Origin of the sequence: Nocardiopsis dassonvillei (assembly GCF_964273065.1) — a bacterium.
GTDB lineage: Bacteria > Actinomycetota > Actinomycetes > Streptosporangiales > Streptosporangiaceae > Nocardiopsis > Nocardiopsis dassonvillei_B.
Genome location: NZ_OZ186815.1, coordinates 4391733 through 4412162 on the forward strand (window position 1 = coordinate 4391733; position 20430 = coordinate 4412162).

Annotated in this window: 20 protein-coding genes and 1 riboswitch; of the genes, 4 read left to right on the forward strand and 16 right to left on the reverse strand. The window is 74.2% G+C overall.

The features are described 5' to 3' along the window. Window positions 1-15: 15 nt before the first annotated feature. A complete protein-coding gene (locus tag ACSUPR_RS19645; protein WP_436886162.1) occupies window positions 16-726 on the reverse strand; it encodes a DUF998 domain-containing protein in 711 nt (236 codons plus the stop codon). A 247-nt stretch (window positions 727-973) separates the two neighbouring features. Between ACSUPR_RS19645 and ACSUPR_RS19650 the strand changes: the two genes are divergently transcribed. Further along, window positions 974-1879 carry a universal stress protein gene (locus ACSUPR_RS19650; protein WP_436886163.1) on the forward strand — a complete coding sequence of 302 codons (906 nt, stop codon included), beginning with the start codon at window positions 974-976 and terminating at the stop codon, window positions 1877-1879. Here the strand turns inward: ACSUPR_RS19650 and ACSUPR_RS19655 are convergent. Continuing rightward, window positions 1876-2295, reverse strand: coding sequence for an integrase core domain-containing protein (locus ACSUPR_RS19655; RefSeq protein ID WP_436886164.1), 420 nt, complete (start codon window positions 2293-2295; stop codon window positions 1876-1878). The genes ACSUPR_RS19650 and ACSUPR_RS19655 overlap by 4 nt on opposite strands. Before the next feature lie 526 nt (window positions 2296-2821). Between ACSUPR_RS19655 and ACSUPR_RS19660 the strand changes: the two genes are divergently transcribed. Then, window positions 2822-4618: a phosphoenolpyruvate carboxykinase (GTP) gene (locus ACSUPR_RS19660; RefSeq protein WP_436892065.1), complete on the forward strand. Its 1797-nt coding sequence runs from the start codon at window positions 2822-2824 to the stop codon at window positions 4616-4618. A gap of 194 nt (window positions 4619-4812) precedes the next feature. Continuing rightward, window positions 4813-5598, forward strand: coding sequence for a hypothetical protein (locus ACSUPR_RS19665; RefSeq protein ID WP_436886165.1), 786 nt, complete (start codon window positions 4813-4815; stop codon window positions 5596-5598). On the opposite strand, the gene ACSUPR_RS19670 is transcribed toward ACSUPR_RS19665, so the two are convergent. From ACSUPR_RS19670 to ACSUPR_RS19700, 7 genes are all read right to left on the reverse strand, one after another. Further along, window positions 5592-6326, reverse strand: a complete 735-nt coding sequence (locus ACSUPR_RS19670; protein WP_436886166.1) for a hypothetical protein — start codon at window positions 6324-6326, stop codon at window positions 5592-5594. The two genes, ACSUPR_RS19665 and ACSUPR_RS19670, sit on opposite strands and share 7 nt — an antisense overlap. An 83-nt stretch (window positions 6327-6409) precedes the next feature. Next, window positions 6410-8062 carry a cation acetate symporter gene (locus ACSUPR_RS19675; RefSeq protein WP_436886167.1) on the reverse strand — a complete coding sequence of 551 codons (1653 nt, stop codon included), beginning with the start codon at window positions 8060-8062 and terminating at the stop codon, window positions 6410-6412. Further along, complete coding sequence (locus ACSUPR_RS19680) at window positions 8059-8445, reverse strand: hypothetical protein (RefSeq protein WP_436886168.1); 387 nt, start codon at window positions 8443-8445, stop codon at window positions 8059-8061. The genes ACSUPR_RS19675 and ACSUPR_RS19680 overlap by 4 nt, the downstream gene beginning before the upstream one ends. Further along, window positions 8442-9260 (reverse strand): LytR/AlgR family response regulator transcription factor, encoded by an 819-nt coding sequence (locus tag ACSUPR_RS19685; protein WP_436886169.1) that lies wholly within the window; start codon window positions 9258-9260, stop codon window positions 8442-8444. Before ACSUPR_RS19685 ends, ACSUPR_RS19680 begins: the two co-directional genes overlap by 4 nt. After that, window positions 9257-10273, reverse strand: a complete 1017-nt coding sequence (locus ACSUPR_RS19690; protein ID WP_436886170.1) for a sensor histidine kinase — start codon at window positions 10271-10273, stop codon at window positions 9257-9259. The genes ACSUPR_RS19685 and ACSUPR_RS19690 overlap by 4 nt, the downstream gene beginning before the upstream one ends. A gap of 433 nt (window positions 10274-10706) precedes the next feature. Continuing rightward, on the reverse strand, window positions 10707-12383 hold the full coding sequence (locus tag ACSUPR_RS19695) for a solute symporter family protein (RefSeq protein ID WP_436892066.1): 1677 nt from the start codon (window positions 12381-12383) through the stop codon (window positions 10707-10709). Then, window positions 12383-12763, reverse strand: coding sequence for a DUF485 domain-containing protein (locus ACSUPR_RS19700; RefSeq protein ID WP_436886171.1), 381 nt, complete (start codon window positions 12761-12763; stop codon window positions 12383-12385). The genes ACSUPR_RS19695 and ACSUPR_RS19700 overlap by 1 nt, the downstream gene beginning before the upstream one ends. Before the next feature lie 314 nt (window positions 12764-13077). Next, window positions 13078-13138: riboswitch (guanidine-III (ykkC-III) riboswitch) on the forward strand. 29 nt (window positions 13139-13167) lie between these two features. Here ACSUPR_RS19700 and ACSUPR_RS19705 point away from each other — a divergent pair. Continuing rightward, window positions 13168-13482: a DMT family transporter gene (locus tag ACSUPR_RS19705; RefSeq protein ID WP_436886172.1), complete on the forward strand. Its 315-nt coding sequence runs from the start codon at window positions 13168-13170 to the stop codon at window positions 13480-13482. Between the two features lie 86 nt (window positions 13483-13568). Here ACSUPR_RS19705 and ACSUPR_RS19710 read toward each other — a convergent pair whose 3' ends face one another. The 7 genes from ACSUPR_RS19710 to ACSUPR_RS19740 all read right to left on the reverse strand — a co-directional run bounded on the left by ACSUPR_RS19710 (window position 13569) and on the right by ACSUPR_RS19740 (window position 20388). Then, window positions 13569-14069 (reverse strand): DUF2087 domain-containing protein, encoded by a 501-nt coding sequence (locus tag ACSUPR_RS19710; RefSeq protein ID WP_436886173.1) that lies wholly within the window; start codon window positions 14067-14069, stop codon window positions 13569-13571. 136 nt (window positions 14070-14205) lie between these two features. Continuing rightward, complete coding sequence (locus tag ACSUPR_RS19715) at window positions 14206-15009, reverse strand: HAD family hydrolase (protein WP_436886174.1); 804 nt, start codon at window positions 15007-15009, stop codon at window positions 14206-14208. Window positions 15010-15052: 43 nt separating this feature from the next. After that, the gene (locus ACSUPR_RS19720; RefSeq protein ID WP_436886175.1) at window positions 15053-15964 is read right to left on the reverse strand and encodes an STM4011 family radical SAM protein; all 912 of its coding nucleotides are present in this window, start codon (window positions 15962-15964) and stop codon (window positions 15053-15055) included. After that, complete coding sequence (locus tag ACSUPR_RS19725; protein ID WP_436886176.1) at window positions 15964-17310, reverse strand: STM4012 family radical SAM protein; 1347 nt, start codon at window positions 17308-17310, stop codon at window positions 15964-15966. Before ACSUPR_RS19725 ends, ACSUPR_RS19720 begins: the two co-directional genes overlap by 1 nt. Continuing rightward, window positions 17307-18179 (reverse strand): STM4013/SEN3800 family hydrolase, encoded by an 873-nt coding sequence (locus ACSUPR_RS19730; protein ID WP_436886177.1) that lies wholly within the window; start codon window positions 18177-18179, stop codon window positions 17307-17309. The genes ACSUPR_RS19725 and ACSUPR_RS19730 overlap by 4 nt, the downstream gene beginning before the upstream one ends. Before the next feature lie 8 nt (window positions 18180-18187). Continuing rightward, window positions 18188-19342, reverse strand: coding sequence for an STM4014 family protein (locus tag ACSUPR_RS19735; protein ID WP_436886178.1), 1155 nt, complete (start codon window positions 19340-19342; stop codon window positions 18188-18190). Continuing rightward, window positions 19339-20388: an STM4015 family protein gene (locus ACSUPR_RS19740; RefSeq protein ID WP_436886179.1), complete on the reverse strand. Its 1050-nt coding sequence runs from the start codon at window positions 20386-20388 to the stop codon at window positions 19339-19341. The genes ACSUPR_RS19735 and ACSUPR_RS19740 overlap by 4 nt, the downstream gene beginning before the upstream one ends. Window positions 20389-20430: the final 42 nt, after the last annotated feature.

Consider the following 20430-nt stretch of genomic DNA (forward strand, 5'->3'; position numbering starts at 1 on the left):
GCCGGCTCCGGGCGGTCAGCGGGCGGCGGGGGCGGGGCGGTGGGCGGTGGAGCGCTTCCAGGGGCCGGGCAGGACGCCGGCGGTCAGCAGCCACAGGGCGACCGTGACCAGGTGGGCCCGCTCCAGGAAGCCCAGCGCCACGCCCGGGCTGCCGTCGCCCCCGGACACCTGCACGGCCAGGACCAGCACGGCGACGGCGGCCAGCGCCTGGAGCGCGGCCACCACGGCCACCCACACCCAGGCCGGGTCGGCGGCCCGGCGGCGGTCCAGGGCGAGGGTCGCCACGCCGACCAGCGCGGCCAGGATGGTGACGGTCGCTATGACGGGCTGGGCGGCGGTGGCCCCGCCCACCCCCTCGGCCAGGGTCTCCGAGGCGCAGGCCACGTCCGTGGAGACCACGCAGCGGCCCGGGAGCAGCGAGGCGACGAACGAGGCCGCGCCGAACACGCCCATCGACCACCAGGACGCGGTGAGCAGGCGGCCGGTCCGGCGGGCGCCCAGGGTCAGTCCCAGCACCGCCGCCAGCACCACGAGGATCGACCCCGTGCGGTGGGCGCTGTCCAGGAACCGGCCGAACACCGAATCCGGGTCGGCCAGCGCACCCTGCACGGCGGCCCCGCCGGGCAGCAGCACCTCCAGCGTCCACATGCTGTACACGATCGCCGCGGCGACGGCGGCCACCCGGCCGTCCCTGTAGTCCCAGTGCCAATGTCCCGAGTAAGACATCGCCCCCTCCGTTCTCACCCGACGCTCTCCCACACCTCTCGGACGGGACCCGCGGGCGCTCCCGGTCACACCGGTTCGCTCGGGGACCTTATGCCCCGGTGGGCGCCCCACCACCCTTCGGCCGACCCCGTGTCGGCCAACTCGCGGCGTCACCGTTATCCGCGGGCGCCCCTGGGCGCGGCATCATGCAGAGAACGGAGGAGACGGGTGCGTACGGGCGGGCCCGGTCGGCGAAGGAGTGCGCGCGATGGACGGTCCGACCACGACACGGTGGCTGATCGTGGGGGTCGACGGTACCGATTCCAGCCGCCACGCGCTGGAGTGGGCGGCCCAGCAGGCGGTGCTGCGCGGGCTCGGCGTGCGGATCGTGGCCGCGGCCGGCGCCCTGACCTCGGTCGGGGTGTTCGGGGCGCACACCCGGATCGACGTCCCCCCGGACGAGGCCGACACCGGTGACGCCGAGCGCCTGCTCTCCTACGCCGCCGACTGGGTGTCGCGGCTCTTCCCCGAACTGCGGGTGCAGACCCGCCTCTCCTACGCCCGGCCGGTGGAGGCGCTGCTCGCCGAGGCCACCGCCGAGGGGTCGGTCGCCGTGGTGGTGGGCTCGCGCGGCCTGCGCGGCATCGTGGCCGCCTTCGTCGGCTCCGTCGGCATCGAGCTGGCCGCCCGGTCCCCGGTGCCGGTGGTGGTCCTCCCGCACGAGCACGCCGCCGCGCACGGTGTCCGCGGCCGGGTCATCGTCGGCATCGACGGGTCCGAGCCCAGCCGCCGCGCCGTCGCCTTCGCGTTCGCCCAGGCCGAGTTCGCCGACACCGAACTGGTCGCGGTGAGCGCCTGGCAGCCGCTGGTGGCGTTCGCCGCCGCCACCGGGCCGATCCCGCCGGAGCTGTTCGACGACACCACCGCCGCCGAGGCCGCCCGCCAGTCCCTGTCCGAGGAGCTGGAGCAGCCCCGGCTGCGCCACCCGGGGGTCTCGGTGACGACCCGGGTGGTGCGCGCCCACCCGGTGGTCGCCCTGCTGGAGGAGGCCACCCCCGCCGACCTCATCGTGGTGGGTTCGCGCGGGCGCGGCGGGTTCCGGGGCCTGCTGCTGGGCTCGGTCAGCCACTCCGTGCTGCACGGTGCCCGGGGCCCGGTCGCCATACTGCGCTAGGTGTACCGACCTGAGAGGTCGGGCACACGGGAGGCGGGAGGGCCGCCGATCGCGGTGTGGAGCCGGTGGTGGTCGTAGTGGTGCGACCATCCGGTGAACGCCTCCCGCTCCTGGGCCTCGGACCGGTGGGGGCGGGCGTGGGCCCGTTCCTCGACCGGGGTCCGGTTGAAGCGCTCGACCCTGCCGCTGGTCCGGGGGCGGTAGGGGCGGGTGCGCTTGTGCGCGATGCCCCGGCCGGCCAGGAGGTCGCGCCAGGTGTGGGACTCGTGGCAGGACCCGTTGTCGGTCAGCACCCGCTCCACGACGATGCCCGCCGACGCGAAGTGGGCATGGGCCCGTTGCCAGAACCCGGCCGCGGTCTCCTCGGTCTCGTCGGCCGGGATTTCCGGGCAGGCCGGGCGGGAGCGGTCGTCCACGGCGTTGTGCAGGCAGGCGTACCCGGCCCCGGGGCCGGGACGGCCGCGCCGCCGCGAGGAGCGGCACGATCGGCGCGGCGCACCTCGTGAGCGGGCACGGCTCCCGCCCACCGGCCGCTCCGGTGCGGTGCCGCGCGGGCCGACGGCCGCGGGCGCCCCGGGGTTCCGGGAGTCCGCGCAGGCCGGAGCCCGGAACCCGGTCGGCCGCCTATCCGGTGGTCCACGGATGGTCCGTCACCGGACCGGGGCCGTGTGTGACGAACCGCACGCCGTGTCGTCCCCGGAGCGCCTCTTCCCCGCCACTCCGGGGGAATCGGCTCCCACCAGGAACGGAACCCCCGTCACCCAGGCCTCTCCCGGCACATCCGTGCAGCCGCGGAAACCCCTGTGGCGTAGCGGGACCCGCTCGTCCAGCCCCACAGCTTTAGACCATTGGCCTATACCAATTGGTCACCGTGGGGGAGCTTCGTTCATGATGCGAGGGATCTCGATTCACAAAGGAGCCGCTGTGACTGTCGGTATTGATCTGGGCGTGGCCCCGACCTCCCACGAAGAACTGGTGTCCTGGGTTCGCGAGGTCGCGGAGTTGACCCAGCCCGACAACGTCGTCTGGTGCGACGGCTCCGACGAGGAGTGGACCCGGCTCACGGACCTGCTCGTCGAACAGGGGACCTTCCGGCGCCTCAATCCGGACAAACGCCCCAACAGCTTCTACTGCACCTCCGACCCCACGGATGTGGCCCGCGTCGAGGACCGCACCTTCATCTGCTCCGAGCGCGAAGAGGACGCCGGCCCCACCAACAACTGGATCGCCCCCGACGAGATGCGCGCCACCTTCGGCGAGGTCTTCCGGGGCGCCATGCGCGGCCGCACCATGTACGTCGTGCCCTTCTGCATGGGCCCGCTGGGCGGCGAGATCTCCCAGCTCGGTGTCGAGATCACCGACTCCCCGTACGTCGTCGTCTCCATGCGCATCATGGCCCGCATGGGCGACGCCGCCCTGCGCCTGATCGAGGAGCGCGGCGACTTCGTCAAGGCCGTCCACTCCGTCGGCGCCCCGCTGGAGCCCGGCCAGGAGGACGTCGCCTGGCCCTGCAACTCCACCAAGTACATCTCGCACTTCCCCGAGACCCGCGAGATCTGGTCCTACGGCTCCGGCTACGGCGGCAACGCCCTGCTGGGCAAGAAGTGCTACGCGCTGCGCATCGCCTCGGTGATGGCCCGCGACGAGGGCTGGCTCGCCGAGCACATGCTGATCCTCAAGGTCACCTCGCCCGAGGGCGGGACCCACTACATCGCGGCCGCCTTCCCGAGCGCCTGCGGCAAGACCAACCTCGCCATGCTCCAGCCGACCATCCCCGGCTGGAAGGTCGAGACCGTCGGCGACGACATCGCCTGGATGCGCTTCGACGCTGAGGGCCGCCTGCGCGCCATCAACCCCGAGGCCGGCTTCTTCGGCGTCGCCCCCGGCACCGGCGAGAAGACCAACGCCAACGCCATCGAGACCCTGTGGGGCAACAGCATCTTCACCAACGTCGCCCTCACCGAGGACGGCGACGTGTGGTGGGAGGGCCTCACCGAGGAGCCGCCGGCGCGCCTGACCGACTGGAAGGGCCGCCCCTGGACCCCGGAGTCCTCCGAGCCCGCGGCGCACCCCAACTCCCGCTTCACCACCCCGGCCGGGCAGGCCCCGACCATCGCCGACGAGTGGGAGGACCCGGCGGGCGTGCCGATCTCCGCCATCCTCTTCGGCGGGCGCCGCGCCACCGCCGTCCCGCTGGTCACCGAGTCCTTCGGCTGGAAGCACGGCGTCTACCTGGGCGCCAACGTCTCCTCCGAGAAGACCGCCGCCGCCGAGGGCACCGTGGGCGAGCTGCGCCGCGACCCGTTCGCGATGCTGCCCTTCTGCGGCTACAACATGGGCGACTACTTCGCCCACTGGATCAGGGTGGGCGCCGGGGCCGACCAGGCGAAGCTGCCCCGGATCTTCTACGTGAACTGGTTCCGCAAGGACGCCGACGGCCGGTTCGTGTGGCCCGGCTTCGGCGAGAACAGCCGCGTCATCAAGTGGATCGTCGAGCGCCTGGAGGGCACCGCCGACGCCGTCGAGACGCCGATCGGCCTGCTGCCGACCAAGGACGGCATCGACACCGAGGGCCTGGACCTGTCCGCCGAGGAGCTGGAGTTCCTGCTCTCCGTCGACCCCGAGATCTGGAAGCAGGAGGCCGCCCTGGTCCCCGAGTTCTTCAAGACCTTCGGCGACCACCTCCCGAGCGAGCTCTGGGACGAGTACCACGCCCTGCTGGACCGGCTCGGCCGGTAGCGGGCATCCCGCCGACCCCCTCTTCCGCGCAAGGGGCCGGCCGCGACACGGGGCGCGGGCACCGCAGGGTGCCCGCGCCCCGGCGCGTTCCGGGACCGCGCATCCGCGGGTTTTTCCCCGAACTCCCCCGAGGCAATTCCGGTCCGTGCTAATCATGTGACCGACAGTGACGCAATCTGCCCTCGGGAAACCTTATGCTCACCCTGTTCCTCGTCCTCGCCGTCCTGGCCACCATGGTCGCGGGGGCCGTCCTGGCCGTCGGCCGCTTCCGGGTCGACGACGAGGATTCCGGCGGCGCCGTCGGAATCGTCGTCGCCCCCTGCGCCCTCGCCCTCTACCTCGGCTCGGCCGCGATGGGGGTGGTCATCGGCTGGGAGGGGTACAAGGGTGCCGAGGACGGCATGATGGCCGAGGCCGGCTCCGCCCAGTCCCTGTACTGGAGCACCGTCGCCCTGCCCGAGCAGGAGTCGGAGGAGGTCCGCGAGCGGCTGCGCGCCTACCTGGGCGCCGTGGTCGAGGACGACTGGCCCGCCATGCAGGCCGCCCGGGGCCTCAGCCCCGAGGGCGACGCCGCCTACGCGGACCTGGCCGCCTCGGTGCGGTCGCTGTCGGTCTCCGACACCGGCGACGGGCTGGACCGGCTCACCGCCCGCCAGGAGCTGAACTCGCTGGGGGAGGCCCGCCTGGAGCGGGCCGACGCCGCCACCGAGGCGATGCCGCCCCTGCTCACCGGCATCGCCGCGCTCTCGGCGATCGTCGTCGCGGTCCTGCCCTTCGCCATGATCCGGAGCGGCTCCCGCGTCGCCTACTTCTGGGCCGCGGCCAACCTGGCGTTCGTGTTCGCCACGGTCGTGCTGCTGTTCTACATGGGCCATCCGTTCAGCGGCATCCTCGCCCACGACGCGGGCACGATCGAGGACGCCGTGGCCGGCCTCGACGGCATCGACCGGGCCCTGGACGCACCGCTGAGCGCCTACTGACGGCTCGCCCGGGCCGCGGCCCCCGCGGACGCCGCCGCGGCCACGGCCACCACGACCAGGAGCACCGCGCTCGTGCGCATCGTGCCGAAGGCCGGGGAGGCGGTGGCACCGCCCCCGGTCATGTCCGCCACCGGCAGGGCCGCGGCCGCCGGTGCCGGCTCCTCGCGCCGGGCGGCCTCCGCTGGTTCCGCCGACGGGGACGCGGGGTCCGCGGGGGCGGCCCCGGCCGTCGGGGCGGACTCCGGAGCCGCCGGCTCCGCTCCGGGGGAGGGGGCCGCCCCCGGCGCGGGCCGGGCCTGCGGGCTCTCCGGGTCCACCGGGACCCGGGGCTGCGGCTCCGGGACGCGAGGGCTCTCCTGGGCGGGCGGAGGCTCCTCGGGGGCGGGCGGCTCGGGCGCCGGCGGCCTGGGGGCGGGCGCGGGGGGCTCGGGCCGCGGCGCCCGCGGCGGGCAGGCCGGAGCCCGGCCGGAGTGGACCACCACCCGGGTCCCGTCGGCGCAGACCAGGACGTGGGAGACCGGGGTCCGGCCCACCTCCACCTCGACCCGGTCGGGACCGCTCTCCACCCGCACGCCGGGGGCGTCCACGCGCACGCCCTCCTCACCGGTGGAGACCGACACGGGGCCCGTGGTGGCGGGGTCGGGGACGGCGGCCCGCGCCGCCGGGGCGCCGCCGATCAGCAGCAGGCCCGTCGCCAGGACGGCGAAGGCGCGGCGGGGGGACGTCATATCACTCCTCGTGCTCGTTGTGCGACACTCGGAGATCGTACGGCTTCGGTGCCCCCCGCGGGGCCGGAACACCGCGGTCCGGGTCAGGGGGAGTGCAGGCGCAGCACCGCGTGCTCGGCCCAGTCCGGCGGCCGGGTCAGCCGGGACACCACCACCATCGTCGTGAACGCCAGCGGGACGGTCCACGCCGCGGGCTGCGCCAGCAGCACCGTCGGCCAACCCTCCGGAGTCACCAGCAGGATCGACCAGCCCACCGCGCCGGTCGCCGTCACCCCGCCCACCGTCAGCCCCGCGGCGGCCCCCGGCAGGGTGAGCCTGCGCCACCAGATCCCCAGCACCAGCAGCGGGCAGAACGTGGACGCCGCCACCGTGAACGCCCACACCACCAGCACGTTGATGTCGATCTTCTCGGCGGGCAGCGCCAGCAGCACCGCCACGCACGCGCCCACCGCCACCGCCAGCCGCAGCCGCGGCACGCTCCCCTGGAACAGGTCGTGCGACAGCCCGCCCGCCAGCGCCAGCAGCAGCCCCGACGACGTGGACAGGAACGCCCCGAACGCGCCCGCCGCCACCAGCGCCGTCAGGATCACGCCCACCGACCCCGGCACCGCCTGGGCGGGCAGCACCACCGCCACCGTGTCCGTGCCCTGCAACAGGACCAGCTGCGGGGTCAGCACCCGGCCCAGCAGCCCGTACACCGCCGGGAACAGGTAGAACAGGCCCAGCAGGGCGATCACCCCCACCGCCACCCGGCGGGCGGTGCGCGCCGTCGGGCTGGTGTGGAAGCGCATGATGACGTGCGGCAGCCCCATGCACCCCAGGGTGATCGCCAGCAGCGTCGACCACGTCTCGAACAGCGGGTACCCGCCCGAGTTCAGCAGCGGCGCACTCCACCGCTCCCCGCCCAGGTCGGGCAGCCCCTCCGGGTGCGGTACCGCCGACCCCTGCGGGAACACGTAGACGGTGCCCTCGGGCACCGTGTGGTCGCCCGCGTCCAGCTCCACCCGGTCGCCGTCCGGCGCCGTCACCGCCACCGGCTCGTCCAGGCCGAACGTGGTGTCCACGGTGAACTCCACCGGCGTCGTCTCCGCGAAGTGGGTCCCCCACTCCGGGTGCAGCGCCTGAGCCCGCACGTCCGCACCCGCGTGCGCCACCAGGTAGACCGCGGGGACGGCGATGAACAGCAGCTTGATCACGTAGTGGAACGCCTGCACGTAGGTCGCCGAACGCATCCCCCCGGCCGCGATCGACCCGCTCACCACGACCCCGGCCAGCACCACGCCCACCCAGTACGGGGTACCGCTGACCAGGGCCAGCACCACCCCGGCGCCCTTGAACTGCGGCACCAGGTACAGCAGCATGATCACCAGCACCACGAATCCGCACAGCTTGCGCAGCCGGGGCGCGCCCAGCCGGTACTCGGCGAAGTCCGGCACCGTGAACGCCCCCGAGCGGCGCATCGGTCCCGCGACCAGGGCCACCACCGCCACGTAGCCCGCGCAGAACCCCACCGCGTACCACATGGTGCCCAGGCCGTTCTTGAGCAGCAGCCCCGACAGGCCCAGTACCGAGGCGGCCGACAGGTACTCCCCGGCGATCGCCATCGCGTTCCAGTTCGGCGACACCCGGCGCGAGGCCACCAGGAAGTCCGAGGTGGAGCGGGCCGCGCGCACCCCGTAGACGCCGATGACGAGGCTGGTGACCAGGACCAGGCCGATGGCCAGGACGGAGATCACCCCGGGCCCTCCGCTCCGGTCTCCCCGTCCGCGGCCGCGGCGTCCTCCTCGGCCCGCTCGGCGGACCGCACGTGCCACAGCGCCAGCAGGAACAGCAGCGGGTACACCCCCACCACCAGCAGCGCCCACGACAGCGGTACCCCCGCCACCCGCGCCCCCGTCAGCTGCGGCCACAGCGCGAACGCGCCGCTCATCCCGAACAGCAGCAGCGACAGCAGCACCACCGTGCGCACCGCCGTCCGGCGCTGGCGGCGGAACAGCCGCCGCGCCGCCTCGGTGTCCACGGGGCCGGGGATGGGCAGCAGGTGCTGGGCCGGCCGGTTGCCGCGGGCCAGCGCGATCCGCGTCTGGGGGCTGGTCAGCTTCTCCCGCCGCGGACTCATGGCTCCCGCCGCGGCGGTCCCTCGGGTTCACCGTCCCGGACACGGGCCGGCTGGGAGTTGGCGGCGCGCCCCAGCTGGTCGCGGCGGGCCGCCTCCAGGAGCAGTGCGCGCAGGTTCCGCCCGTGCCTCCGGCTCACCGGAACGTCCCCGGCGGGGGTGCCCGCCACCAGGCCGGAGGAGGACGTCACCCGCAGGTCGCGCACCCACGGGATGGCGATGAGGAAGCCCCGGTGCACCCGGACGAACCCCGCCGCCGCCCACACCTCCTCCAGGTACGACAGCGACAGCCGGATCAGGTGGCTCCCCTCGCCGGTGTGCAGGCGCACGTAGTCGCCCTGCGCCTCGACGAACTGCACCTCGTCGCGCTTGACGAACACCGTCCGGCGGCCCGTGTCGATCTGCACCACGTGCAGGTCCTCGGCCGGGGTCGCCGCCTGCTCGGGGCGGCGCAGCTGGGCGATCCGCCCCACCGCCTCGGCCAGCCGCTCCGGCCGGATCGGCTTGAGCAGGTAGTCCACGGCGCCGATGCCGAACGCCTCCACGGCGTGCGCCTCCGACGCCGTCACGAACACGATCGACGGAGGGTCGGACATGACGCTCAGCACCCGGGCCACGTCCATTCCGTCCAGCCCCGGCATGAGGATGTCCAGGAACGCGGCGTCGATGGACTCCACCCCGAGCAGGCGCACGGCCGCCGCGCCGTTCTCGGCCACCAGCACCCGCGCCACCTCGGGCATGTCCTCCAGCAGCGCCGCCATCTCCTGCCGGGTGGACGCCTCGTCCTCCACCACCAGGATCCGGAGGGCGGACTTCACGGTGCCACCACCCCTCTGGCGAACCTCGGAACGCGTACGGTCACCTTGGTCCCCTCCCCCAACGCGGTCTCGATCACCAGACCGTACTCGGGTCCGTAGACGGCGCGCAGCCGCTGGTCCACGTTGGCCAGGCCGATGCTGCGCGACTCCGGGCCGGTGCCCGCCAGCAGGGAGCGGGCCAGATCGGGGTGCATGCCCACGCCGTCGTCCTCGATCTCGATGACGCACAGCGGGCCCTCGCCGAACCCCGAGACGCTGATGTGCCCCCGCCCCTCCTTGCGCTCCAGGCCGTGCCGGATCGCGTTCTCCACGATCGGCTGCACCACCAGGAACGGGATCGCCACCGGCAGCACCTCCGGGGCCATCCGCACGGTGATGTCCAGCCGGTCGTGGAACCGCGCCCGCTGGAGCTCCAGGTAGGTCTGCACCGCCTCCAGCTCGTCGGCCACCGTGGCGTAGTCGCCCTTCTCGGAGAAGCCGTACCGCAGGTAGTCGGCGAAGTCCGAGAGCAGGTGCCGGGCCCGGTCCGGGTCGGTGCGCACCAGCGCCGCGATGACGGCCAGCGCGTTGTGCACGAAGTGCGGGGAGATCTGGGCGCGCAGGGTGCGCAGGTCGGCGGCGGCGATCCGGGCGCGGGCCCGGCGCAGCGCCGCGTGGTCCAGGGAGTCCGACACCAGGGCGGCCGCCGCCTCCACGTCGGCCTCCACCAGGTCGCCGGACGCCACCAGCGCCCCGGCGATCTCGTCGGCGACACTCAGGGGGACCGCGCACACCGTCGCGCCGTCGGCCAGCCGGGTCCGGACGTTGCTGCCGTACTCGAAGACCTGGGCGAGCAGGGAGTCGACCTCGTCCGGCTCGGGGCGCCTGCCGTGGCCGGCCACCGGGCCGTCCAGGTCCGCCAGGACGACGCCGTCGGCACCGAGCAGCCGCCGCAGGCGCCTGGCCGCGGCGGGCACGCTCCTGCCGTGCAGCCCGTCCCGGAGGTCGACGCCCAGGGCGTGGACCTGGCGCATCAACTCGACGCTCGCCCGCGACTCCGACGGCCCGGGGCGGCGGCGCCGGGAGGGGGACAACCACGACGGCCACCGATACGACACAAGACGACAATATCCCAGCAAAGTGTGTCGGCGCTCACGTTGTCCGGGTCACCTTTCGGCTTCCGTGGGAATCCTCGCACGGGGCAGGTCGGTTCGGGCACGAGCCGGGCCCGTCATCCGTGAGGGTGACGGGCCCGGGAGGGAGGGGACCCGGGGCGGCGGCCGCCGTCCGGGGCCGGGGCGGGCCCCGGTGGGAGTCGCGGTCGCCGATGGCCACCCCGGGTCCTCTGTGGTCCGGGGCGGGGACTCCCGGAGGAGCCCCCGCCGTGGGCGGGTCCGTGGGTCGGCGGGCCGGCCGGAGGCCGTCCGCCGGGGGTGGTGGGCCGGCGGGTGGTCCGGCCCGCCGGGATCAGTGCTCGGAGGCCTTCTCCGCTCCCGCGCCGGACAGGGCGCGCACCTGGAGCAGGGCGAACTTCTCGAAGTCCTGCTCCTTGGAGGTGAGGGTGCCGATGACCGCGCACAGGAGGCTGATCGGCACCGACACCAGGGCCGGGTTGGGCAGCGGGAACCAGGAGAAGTCCGCACCCGGGATGAGCGCGGTCTCCGAACCCGAGACCACCGGTGAGAAGAAGACCAGGCCCACGGCGCTGATCAGGCCGCCGTAGATGCCGGCCAGGGCGCCCCGGGTGTTGAAGCGCTTCCAGAACAGGCTGAGCAGGATCGTCGGCAGGTTGGCCGAGGCGGCGATGGCGAAGGCCAGGGCCACGAGGAAGGCCACGTTGAGCCCCTGGGCGAAGATCGCGAGCACGATGGCCACCACGCCGACGCCGAGGGCGGCGATCTTGGCGACCCGCACCTCCTCGGCGCCCGTCGCCTTGCCGCGGCGGATCACCGAGTTGTAGAAGTCGTGCGCCAGGGACGAGGAGGACGCGATGACCAGGCCCGCGACCGTCGACAGGATCGCGGCGAACGCGGCCGAGGCGATGATCGCCAGCAGCACCGCCCCCGCCATGTCGCCGCCGATGCTCTGCCCGACCGTCTGCGCCAGCTGCGGTGCGGCGGTGTTGCCCGCCGCGTCCTGGGCCCGGATGGCCTCGTGCCCGACCAGGGCGGCCGCGCCGAAGCCCAGCACCAGGGTCATGAGGTAGAAGGCGCCGATGAGGCCGATGCCCCAGTTCACCGACTTGCGGGCGCTCTGGGAGTCCGGGACCGTGTAGAAGCGGATGAGGATGTGCGGCAGGCCCGCCGTGCCCAGCACCAGGGCCATGCCCAGGCTGATCAGGTCGAGCTTGTTCCACATGGTCTGGAGCGGGTCGCCTGCGACCTCGACGCCGTAGCGCAGACCGGGCTCCAGGAAGCCCCCCTGGCCGCTGGCCTGGGCGGCGTCCCCCATGAGGGCGCCCAGGTTGAAGCCGTACAGGGCCAGGGTGAGCACCGTCAGCAGGGCGGCGCCCGACATGAGGATGACGGCCTTGACGATCTGGACCCAGGTGGTGCCCTTCATGCCGCCGAGGGTGACGTAGACGGTCATCAGCAGGCCGACGACCACGATGCCGACGATCTTGGCGGTGGCGGCGTCCATGCCCAGGAAGGTCTGGCCCTCCTGGATGCCCAGGAGCAGCGCGATGAGGGCGCCCGCGCCGACCATCTGCGCCAGCAGGTAGAAGATCGACACCACGAGGGTGGAGACCGAGGCCGCGGTGCGGACCGGGCGCTGCTGCATCCGGAAGGAGAGCACGTCGCCCATCGTGTAGCGGCCGGAGTTGCGCAGCAGCTCGGCGACGAGCAGCAGCGCCACCAGCCAGGCGACGAGGAAGCCGATGGAGTAGAGGAAGCCGTCGTAGCCGAACAGGGCGATCATGCCCGCGATCCCGAGGAAGGACGCGGCGGACATGTAGTCGCTGCCGATGGCCAGGCCGTTCTGGAGCGGGGAGAAGCTCCGGCCGCCGGAGTGGAAGTCGGTGGCCGACTTGGTCTGGCGGCTCGCCCACACGGTGATGCCGAGGGTGGCCGCGACCATGAGGGAGAAGAGGAGGATCGTGACGAGGCGGGCGCTCTCGCTCGTCGCCTCCTGTGCGAGCTCGATCATGCGGAGTCCTCCTCGGTCCCGCGGAGGGCTTCGCGCACCTCGGCGGCGGCGGGGTCCAGGTGGCGGCGGGCGTACAGCGTGTACCAGATCGCGATGCCGAAGGTGGACACGAACTGCAGGACGCCGAAGACCAGGGCCACGTTCACGTTGCCGAAGAGCACCGTGCCCATGACGTCGCGGCCGAAGGCCGACAGGAGGACGTACAGCAGGTACCAGGCGAGGAAGGCGAGGCTCACCGGGAAGATGAACCGGTACAGCCGCCGCTTGAGCTGCACGAAGCGCGGGTCGGAGTACATGGCCACGGCCGCCTCCGCGCTCAGGCCTGCGCCGTCGCCGTTGGGCGGCGGCGAGGGGTCCGGGGACCGCTCGATCGTCATGGGTACAACCTCCGGGGGATGGATGGTGGGGCGGTGCGGTGCGGGGTCGTCACCCGGTCTCCCGGATGTGACCTGTATTACCCGGCACTGTAAGCAGCCGCACTCGGAGGCAGGAGGGGGTGCGCGGACACGCGCGCCGAACGAGGACCTCGAGCGGCGAGCGGTCGCCCACCGTGCGGTGAGCGGTCGGGATCCGGGACGAACGGTCGGCCAGCGGTCGGCGCCGGTGGGGGAGGCCACCACCGGGGGAGGAACGGCCCGGCCGCCGGGGACGTTGTACCGTTCACATCGACACCGCCCGCGCCCCGCGCGGGCCCGGCCCCGCGGGGCCCCGGACGAGGTGCGCCGTACCCGGTGAGGACAAGACGGCGCGGAACATCCGTTCTCGTCGTGGAGGTGTACCGATGGCCTGGCTCGTGCTGGTCCTGTCCGGACTGCTGGAGACCGCGTGGGCGACCGCGCTGAGCGCTTCGAAGGGCTTCACCCGGCTGTGGCCGACCGTGGCCTTCGGGGTCACCCTGGTCGGCAGCATGGCGGGCCTGGCCTACGCCCTGCGGACCATCCCCGTCGGCACAGGGTACGCGGTGTGGGTGGCCATCGGCGCCGTCGGCACCGCGCTGGTCGGCATGTTCGTGCTCGGTGAGGGCTTCAGCGTGACCAAGGCGCTGTGCCTGCTGCTCATCGTCGCCGGCGTGGTCGGCCTCAAGCTGGCCCACTGACCCGTGTCGCGCGGCCCCCGGCACCACCCGGTGCCGGGGGCCGTGCCGTGTCCGAAGGGACGGCGTGCGGCCGGCCCGGCCGCCGGCTACCGGTCGGCCCGCCGGTAGGAGCTCCCGTCGTCGCTCCGCTCCAGGTACCCCTCGTCCACCAGATACCTGCGCAGCGCCGAGGTGTCGTCGAAACAGGTCCGCAGCACGGCGTTGACCTGCTTCTCGTCGTACTCCGTGCCCGGGGCGAAGAGCCGCCGGGAGATCCGGTCCAGCACGTCCAGCCGCAGCGCCCGGCGGGCGGGCATGGAGACCAGCCGGCCGTCCCGGAACAGCTCGTCCACCGGGTCCCCGGGCGCGGTCGGCCGCTGGTCGCGCAGGGCGGCGGCGAACGCGTCCGGCACCCACTCCACCCGGCCCGCCTCCTCGCGCACCAGGCCGGCCTCGGCCAGCCGGGCCAGGTGCCGGGCCGCGACCGGGCCCGCGGCGGCGACCTCCTCGGCGGGCACACCGGCGGCGCCGGCGACGATGACACGGGCGTACAGCTGCAGGCGTTCGGGGTCGGCCAGGGCGGAGGCCATCCGGGCGGGGTGCGGCATCGGGGACTCCCGGGGTCGTCGTTCCGCCGCCGGACGGCGGCGCACCGGCACCCTAGGCCGGTCCCGTCCCCGTCGGCCAGCGATTTTCCGGACCGCCGCAGGCGGCGCACGGCCCGGCGGCCCCGACCGCCCCGGCTCACGCCAGCAGCCGCTCCACGATCCGGCCCACCCCGTCCTCGTGGGCGGGCGGCGCCGTCAGCAGGCCCAGCGCCGGGTCCAGCAGGCCCGGGTGCCCGCTCTCCATCGCGTACCCGGCCCCCGCCCACGACAGGGCGGGCAGGTCGTTGGGCATGTCCCCGAAGGCCACGACCTCCTCCGCGGACACCCCCCAGCGTTCGCACACCATCGCCAGGGTGCTGCCCTTGTCCACGCCCGACGCGCTCATCTCCAGCAGCCCGTGCCCGCCCGAGTAGGTGACCTCCACCAGCCCGCCCACGGTGCCGGCCGCGGTCTCGTGCAGGATGTGCACCGGGATCTCCCGCGACCGCACCAGCAGCTTGGTGATGGGCCGGGCCCGCTCCAGCAGGGTGTCGGTCGAGCCGACCACCTCGCGCACCCAGTCCCGCGGCACCCAGGGCTCCAGGTCGTAGCCGGCGTCGTGGTAGAAGTCCGTTCCGGTCTCCACCCCGAACCCCACCGCGGGCAGGGCCCCGCGCAGGTGGCCGATGACCGTCCCCGCGGTCACGGTGTCCAGCGCACGCACGATCGGGTCGGCCCCGGGCAACTGCGCCACCGCGCCGTTGCCGCACAGGACCGCCGAGCAGGTGAACAGGGAGGCGATGTGCGCGGTGGTGCGCGGCGGGCGCGCGGTGGACAGGACCAGCTTCACACCGGCGGCCACGGCGGCGGCCAGTGCCCTGCGGTTGCGTTCGGAGACGCGGCCGTCGAGGCCGAGGAGGGTGCCGTCGAGATCGGTGGCGATGACCCGGGGAAAGACCATGTTCCGGATTATGTCGGGCGCCGGTGACACCGCGAAAGCGGATTCACGGCCGGACGGTGAGCGGCAGGGGGCGCCGCACCGCCGGGATGCGCTCCACCACCCCGCCGCGGAACACGTCGTACAGGTCGAGCGACTCCAGGTGCACGTACCCGATGTGGCAGTCGCAGTCGGCGACCGGGCAGCCGCGGCGGCCCAGCCGCTCCCGGAACGACCCGTCGTACAGGTTGCCCATCGGCGCGTCCACGAAGTGGCAGCGCCGCACGTTCCCGTCGCCGTCCACGGACAGCACGCTGTCCCCCGTCCGGCAGGGCAGCCCCCGGCTGGCGTGCGGGTGGCGGCTGTAGTGGAAGTGCGGATCGAGCGCCTGCCAGTCGGCGGCCTCGGCGTCGGTGTAGGTGCGGCCCTCGGCGGCGTTCACCCACAGGTACACCTCCTCCGGCAGCTCGGCGCGCATCCGCCGTGCCGCCGCCAGGTGTTCGGGCTCGCCCACCACTCCCACGCTGAACCGCACCCCCAGCTCCGCCAGGCGCAGCGCCTTGGCCAGGAACCGCTCGTGGGACACCTGGCCAGGGTGGTAGGTGGTCCACAGGGCCACCGAGGCGCGGTCGCAGTCGGCCAGCCACTCCACCCGGCCGCTCAGGTTGGTCTGGATCGCCACCCGCTCCACGTGCTCCAGCGCGCCCAGCCGCAGCAGCGCCCGCCGGTACCAGGACCGCACCAGCCCCTCGCCCCACGGGGTGAACAGCACCGACACCCGGGTCCCGGGGTCCTCGGCGGCCCGGGCCTCCACCCAGTCCTCGAACCGCTCCAGGGCGGCCCGGTCGGCGCGCAGAGTCTCCCGGGAGTCCCGCCGCTTGGCGAACGGGCAGTACGGGCAGTCGTAGTCGCAGCTGGCCAGCGGGCCCCTGTACAGCAGGGTCAGGTGCGGCGGCAGCGGCCGCGCGGTCGCCCCCATCAGCGGGCCTCGTACTCGGCCATGAGCGCGTTCACCCGGTCGGAGAAGAACATCGGCCCGACTGCGTCGGAGTGCGCCAGGCCCTCCTCCGTGAGCAGCACGCGCCCGGGCCCGGCGTCGGCGAGCCAGCCGCGCCGCTCCAGGGCGGCGAACAGGTCCGGGAAGTCTTCCCGGGGCGAGGAGCCGAACCGGGACGAGTAGTCGTCGGTGTCCATGCCCTCGGCGCGCAGCAGCGACTGGAGCAGGTGGCGGCGCCGCCGCTCGTCGTCGTCCATGAGGAAGCCCACCTCGGGGCGGGCGAAGTCGGCGGCGTCGCGCCCCGTGTAGTCGGCGATGATCGACCGGACCTGCCCCACCCCCACCGCGTAGTCGAAGGAGTAGTGCGCGGCGGCGGTGTAGGACCGCGCCCCGCAGCCCAGGCCCACCATGCCGTCGGTCTGGCAGCTGTGGTCCGGGGCCTGCGCCTCGGGGGCGTCGGCCCGCCGGAACATGCGCATGGACACCTGCTCGTAGCCGCGTTCGCGCAGGTGGTCGCGGCCCTGCCGGTACAGGCCCAGCCGGTGGTCGTCCCAGGAGCGGCCGCGGCGGCCCAGCCCGGTGAGCGGGCGCACGTACAGCGGGTAGAGGTAGACCTCCTCCGGCGCGTGCTCCAGCGCCGTGTCCAGGGAGTAGGCCCAGGTCCGCTCGTCCTGCCGGTCGATCCCGTAGATGAGGTCCACGTTGAGGTCGGCGGTGGTGTGCGCGCGGATCAGCTCCAGCGCCCGGTCGACCTCGGCGCGCTTCTGCGGCCGCCCGGCCGCGTGGGCCTCGGAGTCGATGAAGCTCTGCACGCCCATGCTGACGCGGGTCACCCCGCGCTCCTCGAGCACCGCGAGGCGGTCGGCGGTGGCGGTGGCGGGCGAGGTCTCCACCGACATCGGGACGGCGGTCAGGTCCACCCCGAACGCCGACTCCAGCACGTCGTACACCCGGGTCAGCTCGTCGGCCTCCAGGTAGGTGGGGGTGCCCCCGCCCAGGGCGGCGCGGGCGAACCCGGCCCCCTCCGGCAGGGTGGCGGCCACCGTCGCGGCCTGGCGCTCGAAGGCGTCGAGATAGGCGGCGACCTGCTCGGCGGGCGGGGTGGAGCGGGTGAACAGGTTGCAGAACCCGCAGCGCATCTCGCAGAACGGGATGTGCAGGTACAGCGACAGGGCCCGCACGTCCTCGCCCCGCCACAGGTCGGCCAGCAGCGGCCGCTCGGCGAACGGGCGGTAGGCGCTCTTGTGCGGGTAGGCGTAGACGTAGGAGCGGTACGGGGAGTCGGCGGCCACGGGTTCGGTGGCCGGGACCAGGGGCAGGGCCGTCACGGGGTGGCCTCCTCGGTGCGGGCGGTCGGGGCTGGGGGCGCGGTGTACCCGCGCGGCAGGAAGAAGTGGGCGTAGGGCACCGTCCACACGACCTCGTGGCCGATCCGGTGCCCGACGTGGCCGTCCTCGCCGTAGGCGGTGCCGTGGTCGGAGCACACGATCGCGAAGCAGGGGCGCTGAGCGGCCATCGCCTCCAGCAGCGGAGGCAGGTGCCGGTCCACGTACTCCAGGGCGGCGGCGTGGCTCTCCCTGGTGTCCCCGGCCTCCGCGCTCGCGCCGGGCAGGTGGAACCAGTTGGGCTGGTGCAGGGCGGCGGCGTTGAGAAGCAGGAACAGCGGCTGCTCCGCGGGGCGGGAGCGGGTGACCTCCACGGCCCGCGCCACCTGGTTCTCGAAGGAGTGCGGGTCGGCGACGCCGAACGACTCCTCCCAGTGGCTCTCCTGGAACATGTCCGGGATGACCGAGCCCACCGCCGACCTGCGGTTGAAGAACCCGGTGCCGCCCACGCACGCCGTCCGGTACCCGGCGGCCGCCAGCCCGGAGGCCAGGTCGGGGGTGTCGAACGTCCAGGTCCGCGGCGCGGTGGACACGCTGCCGGGGAAGGCGGCGGCGAACAGCCGCGGGTGCGGCCCTGGCGCGGCCGGGGTCGGCAGGAACCCGGCGAGCATCGCCAGGTGCGAGGCGTAGGTGAAGCTGCCCGGGGCGTGCCGCTCCTCCCAGCGCCCGCCCGGCAGCAGCCGGGCCAGGTTGGGGGTGCGCCCGGCCGCGGCCAGCTCGACGGCGACGTCGTGGCGCAGGGTGTCCAGGGTGAGCAGCAGGATGTCGTGCGTGCCCACCACGGCGTTCATGTCGGGAAGGGTGCTGTCCATGGTGTCCTTCAGGATGCCCTGCCGGTCGCGGCCGACGGGGCGGGGCGGCTGACGGGGGGAACGGGGTGGCGGCCGGTGTCCAGGGCGTGGAGCTGCTCGGCGTAGGTGTCGCGGCCCTCGTGCAGCACCCCGGGGATGAGGTCGCCGAACGCGTTCACCTCGCACACCGCGAACGAGCGCCAGCCGGGGGAGGCCATCAGGTCCACCCCGGCGTGCAGGGTGTCGAAGCATCCGGCGGCGGCCTCCGCCACGGCCATCGCCTCGGCCCAGCGCTCCGGGCCGACATCGGCCTTCAGCGCCTCCAGGTCGCCGCGGGCGTTGCCCAGGTGCAGGTTGGTCATGGGGGTGGAGGAGGAGCGCACCACCACGTGGTGCGCCTTCCCGGCGGTCACCACCACCCGCAGGTCGATGGTCTTGCCGGCGAACCCGGCCTTGGGCACCCACCGCTCCACGTGCAGGCCGTCGGGGGCCAGGGCGTCCACCACGGCGGCGACGTCCTCCTCCCGGGTGTAGATGCACGGCTTGAGGCTGTTGAACAGGGCGGGGCGGCCCTCCCCGTCCCGGGTCAGGTGGGCGGAGGTCACGGCGCGGATCCGGCCCCCGGGTGCGGTGGCCAGGGCGATCACCCCGGAAGCCGAGGAGCCGTGTGAGGGCTTGACGAACACCCGGGGCCAGCGGTGCCGCTCCATGGCGGCGCGCAGCTCCCGGTAGTCCCGGACGGGGGCGTCCGGCGCCGGCGGCACCGGTACCCCGGCGGACTCCAGGCGCGCGTGGCAGCGGCGCTTGTCGCACATGACGACCAGGTCCTCCACGTCCTGGAGCAGGTGCGCCCCGGGGGCCGCGGCGACGGCGTCGGCCAGCCGGGCCAGGGCGGCGCGGAAACCGGCGTGGTGGTCGCCGGTGCCCTCGGCCCGGTAGAGGTCGGGGTCGCTGTCCCATCCCCGCAGCAGGCGCTCGGTGGCGACGTCGCCTCCGGGGGAGTCCACCCGCACCAGGGCTCCGGCGGGGACCTCCACGGGGCCGGACGCCAGGTCGTACCAGGGCAGGACGACGGGCTCGGGCCACCCGGAGGCCGCGGCGGCGGCCCGGAACAGGTCCAGCCTGCGGTTGCCGGGGACGCCGACCACCACCAGGGGGCGCCCGCGGAGCCCCGTGCCGCTCATTCGGACACCGCCGTGTAGTAGTGGAGCTCGCCGTCCCACTCCTCGGGGGCCTGCGGGGCGGACAGGTTCAGGTCCACCCCGGGCAGGGCGGCCCGGAGGCCCGCCTGCACCTCCTCTGAGAGGAAGTGGTGGTGCAGGTCCAGCAGCTCCAGGTGGGAGAAGGCGTCGGCGTGCTCGATGAGGGCCCGCCCTCCCTCGTCGGTGAGGTCGCCCAGCCCCAGCCCGAGAGACCGCACCCGCGTCATGACCTCCGACCCGGCCAGCGGTGCGACCCAGGAGTCGACGCCGCGGGTGTTGAGCAGGCCCAGGTGCTCCAGCTTCGGGAAGGCCCCGCCGGACAGCAGCGGCGCCAGGTCCCCGGGCGTCGCGCCGCCGCCGTACTCCTCGTCTCCGAGCCACAGCTCCAGGCTGCGCAGGCCGGGCAGGTCCGAGGCGCACACGTCCCGCACGGCCTCGGGGCGCAGGCCCCCGCTCTCCACGGTCAGCTCGCGCAGCCACCGGTGCTCGGGCAGCCGCAGGCCCAGCCCCTCGGAGCCGCCGCGCACCACCAGGCGGCGCAGCTTCGGGAAGGCCGAGACCAGGGGGGCGAGGTCGCACAGCCGGATCCAGGAGATCTCGTTCTCCTCCTGGAGGATCTCGCCGAAGAACAGCGACCGGACCTCGGGCCACCGCGGGGCGCGCCGGCACAGCTCCCGGACGACCCGCTCGGCGTCCATGTCCTCCTCGTCCTCGACGAGGTTCCCGGCCACCAGGGCGCGGACCTTCTCGCCGGGGACGAGCCGCAGGAAGCGGTCCAGGTACTGGGTCAGGGTCTCGAAGGCCGTGGGGTACCGGGGGGCGACCGTGCGCAGCCGCCAGGCGTGGGAGCCGGGGTCGGCCAGCGCGCGGAACAGCGGCTCGTAGGAGGGCGGCAGCGAGTCGTGGAGCTCGCCCCGGTTGCGGGCCCAGTGCATGGCGGTGTCGAAGTCGTCGCGGATGCCCTCCCAGGAGGTGAACTCCGCGACGGGCAGGCCGCCGAACTCGGCGATGGGCTGGCTGTTGGGCATGGGGTCCTCAGGGGCGGGGCGACAGGGGCGGGGCCGGCCGGG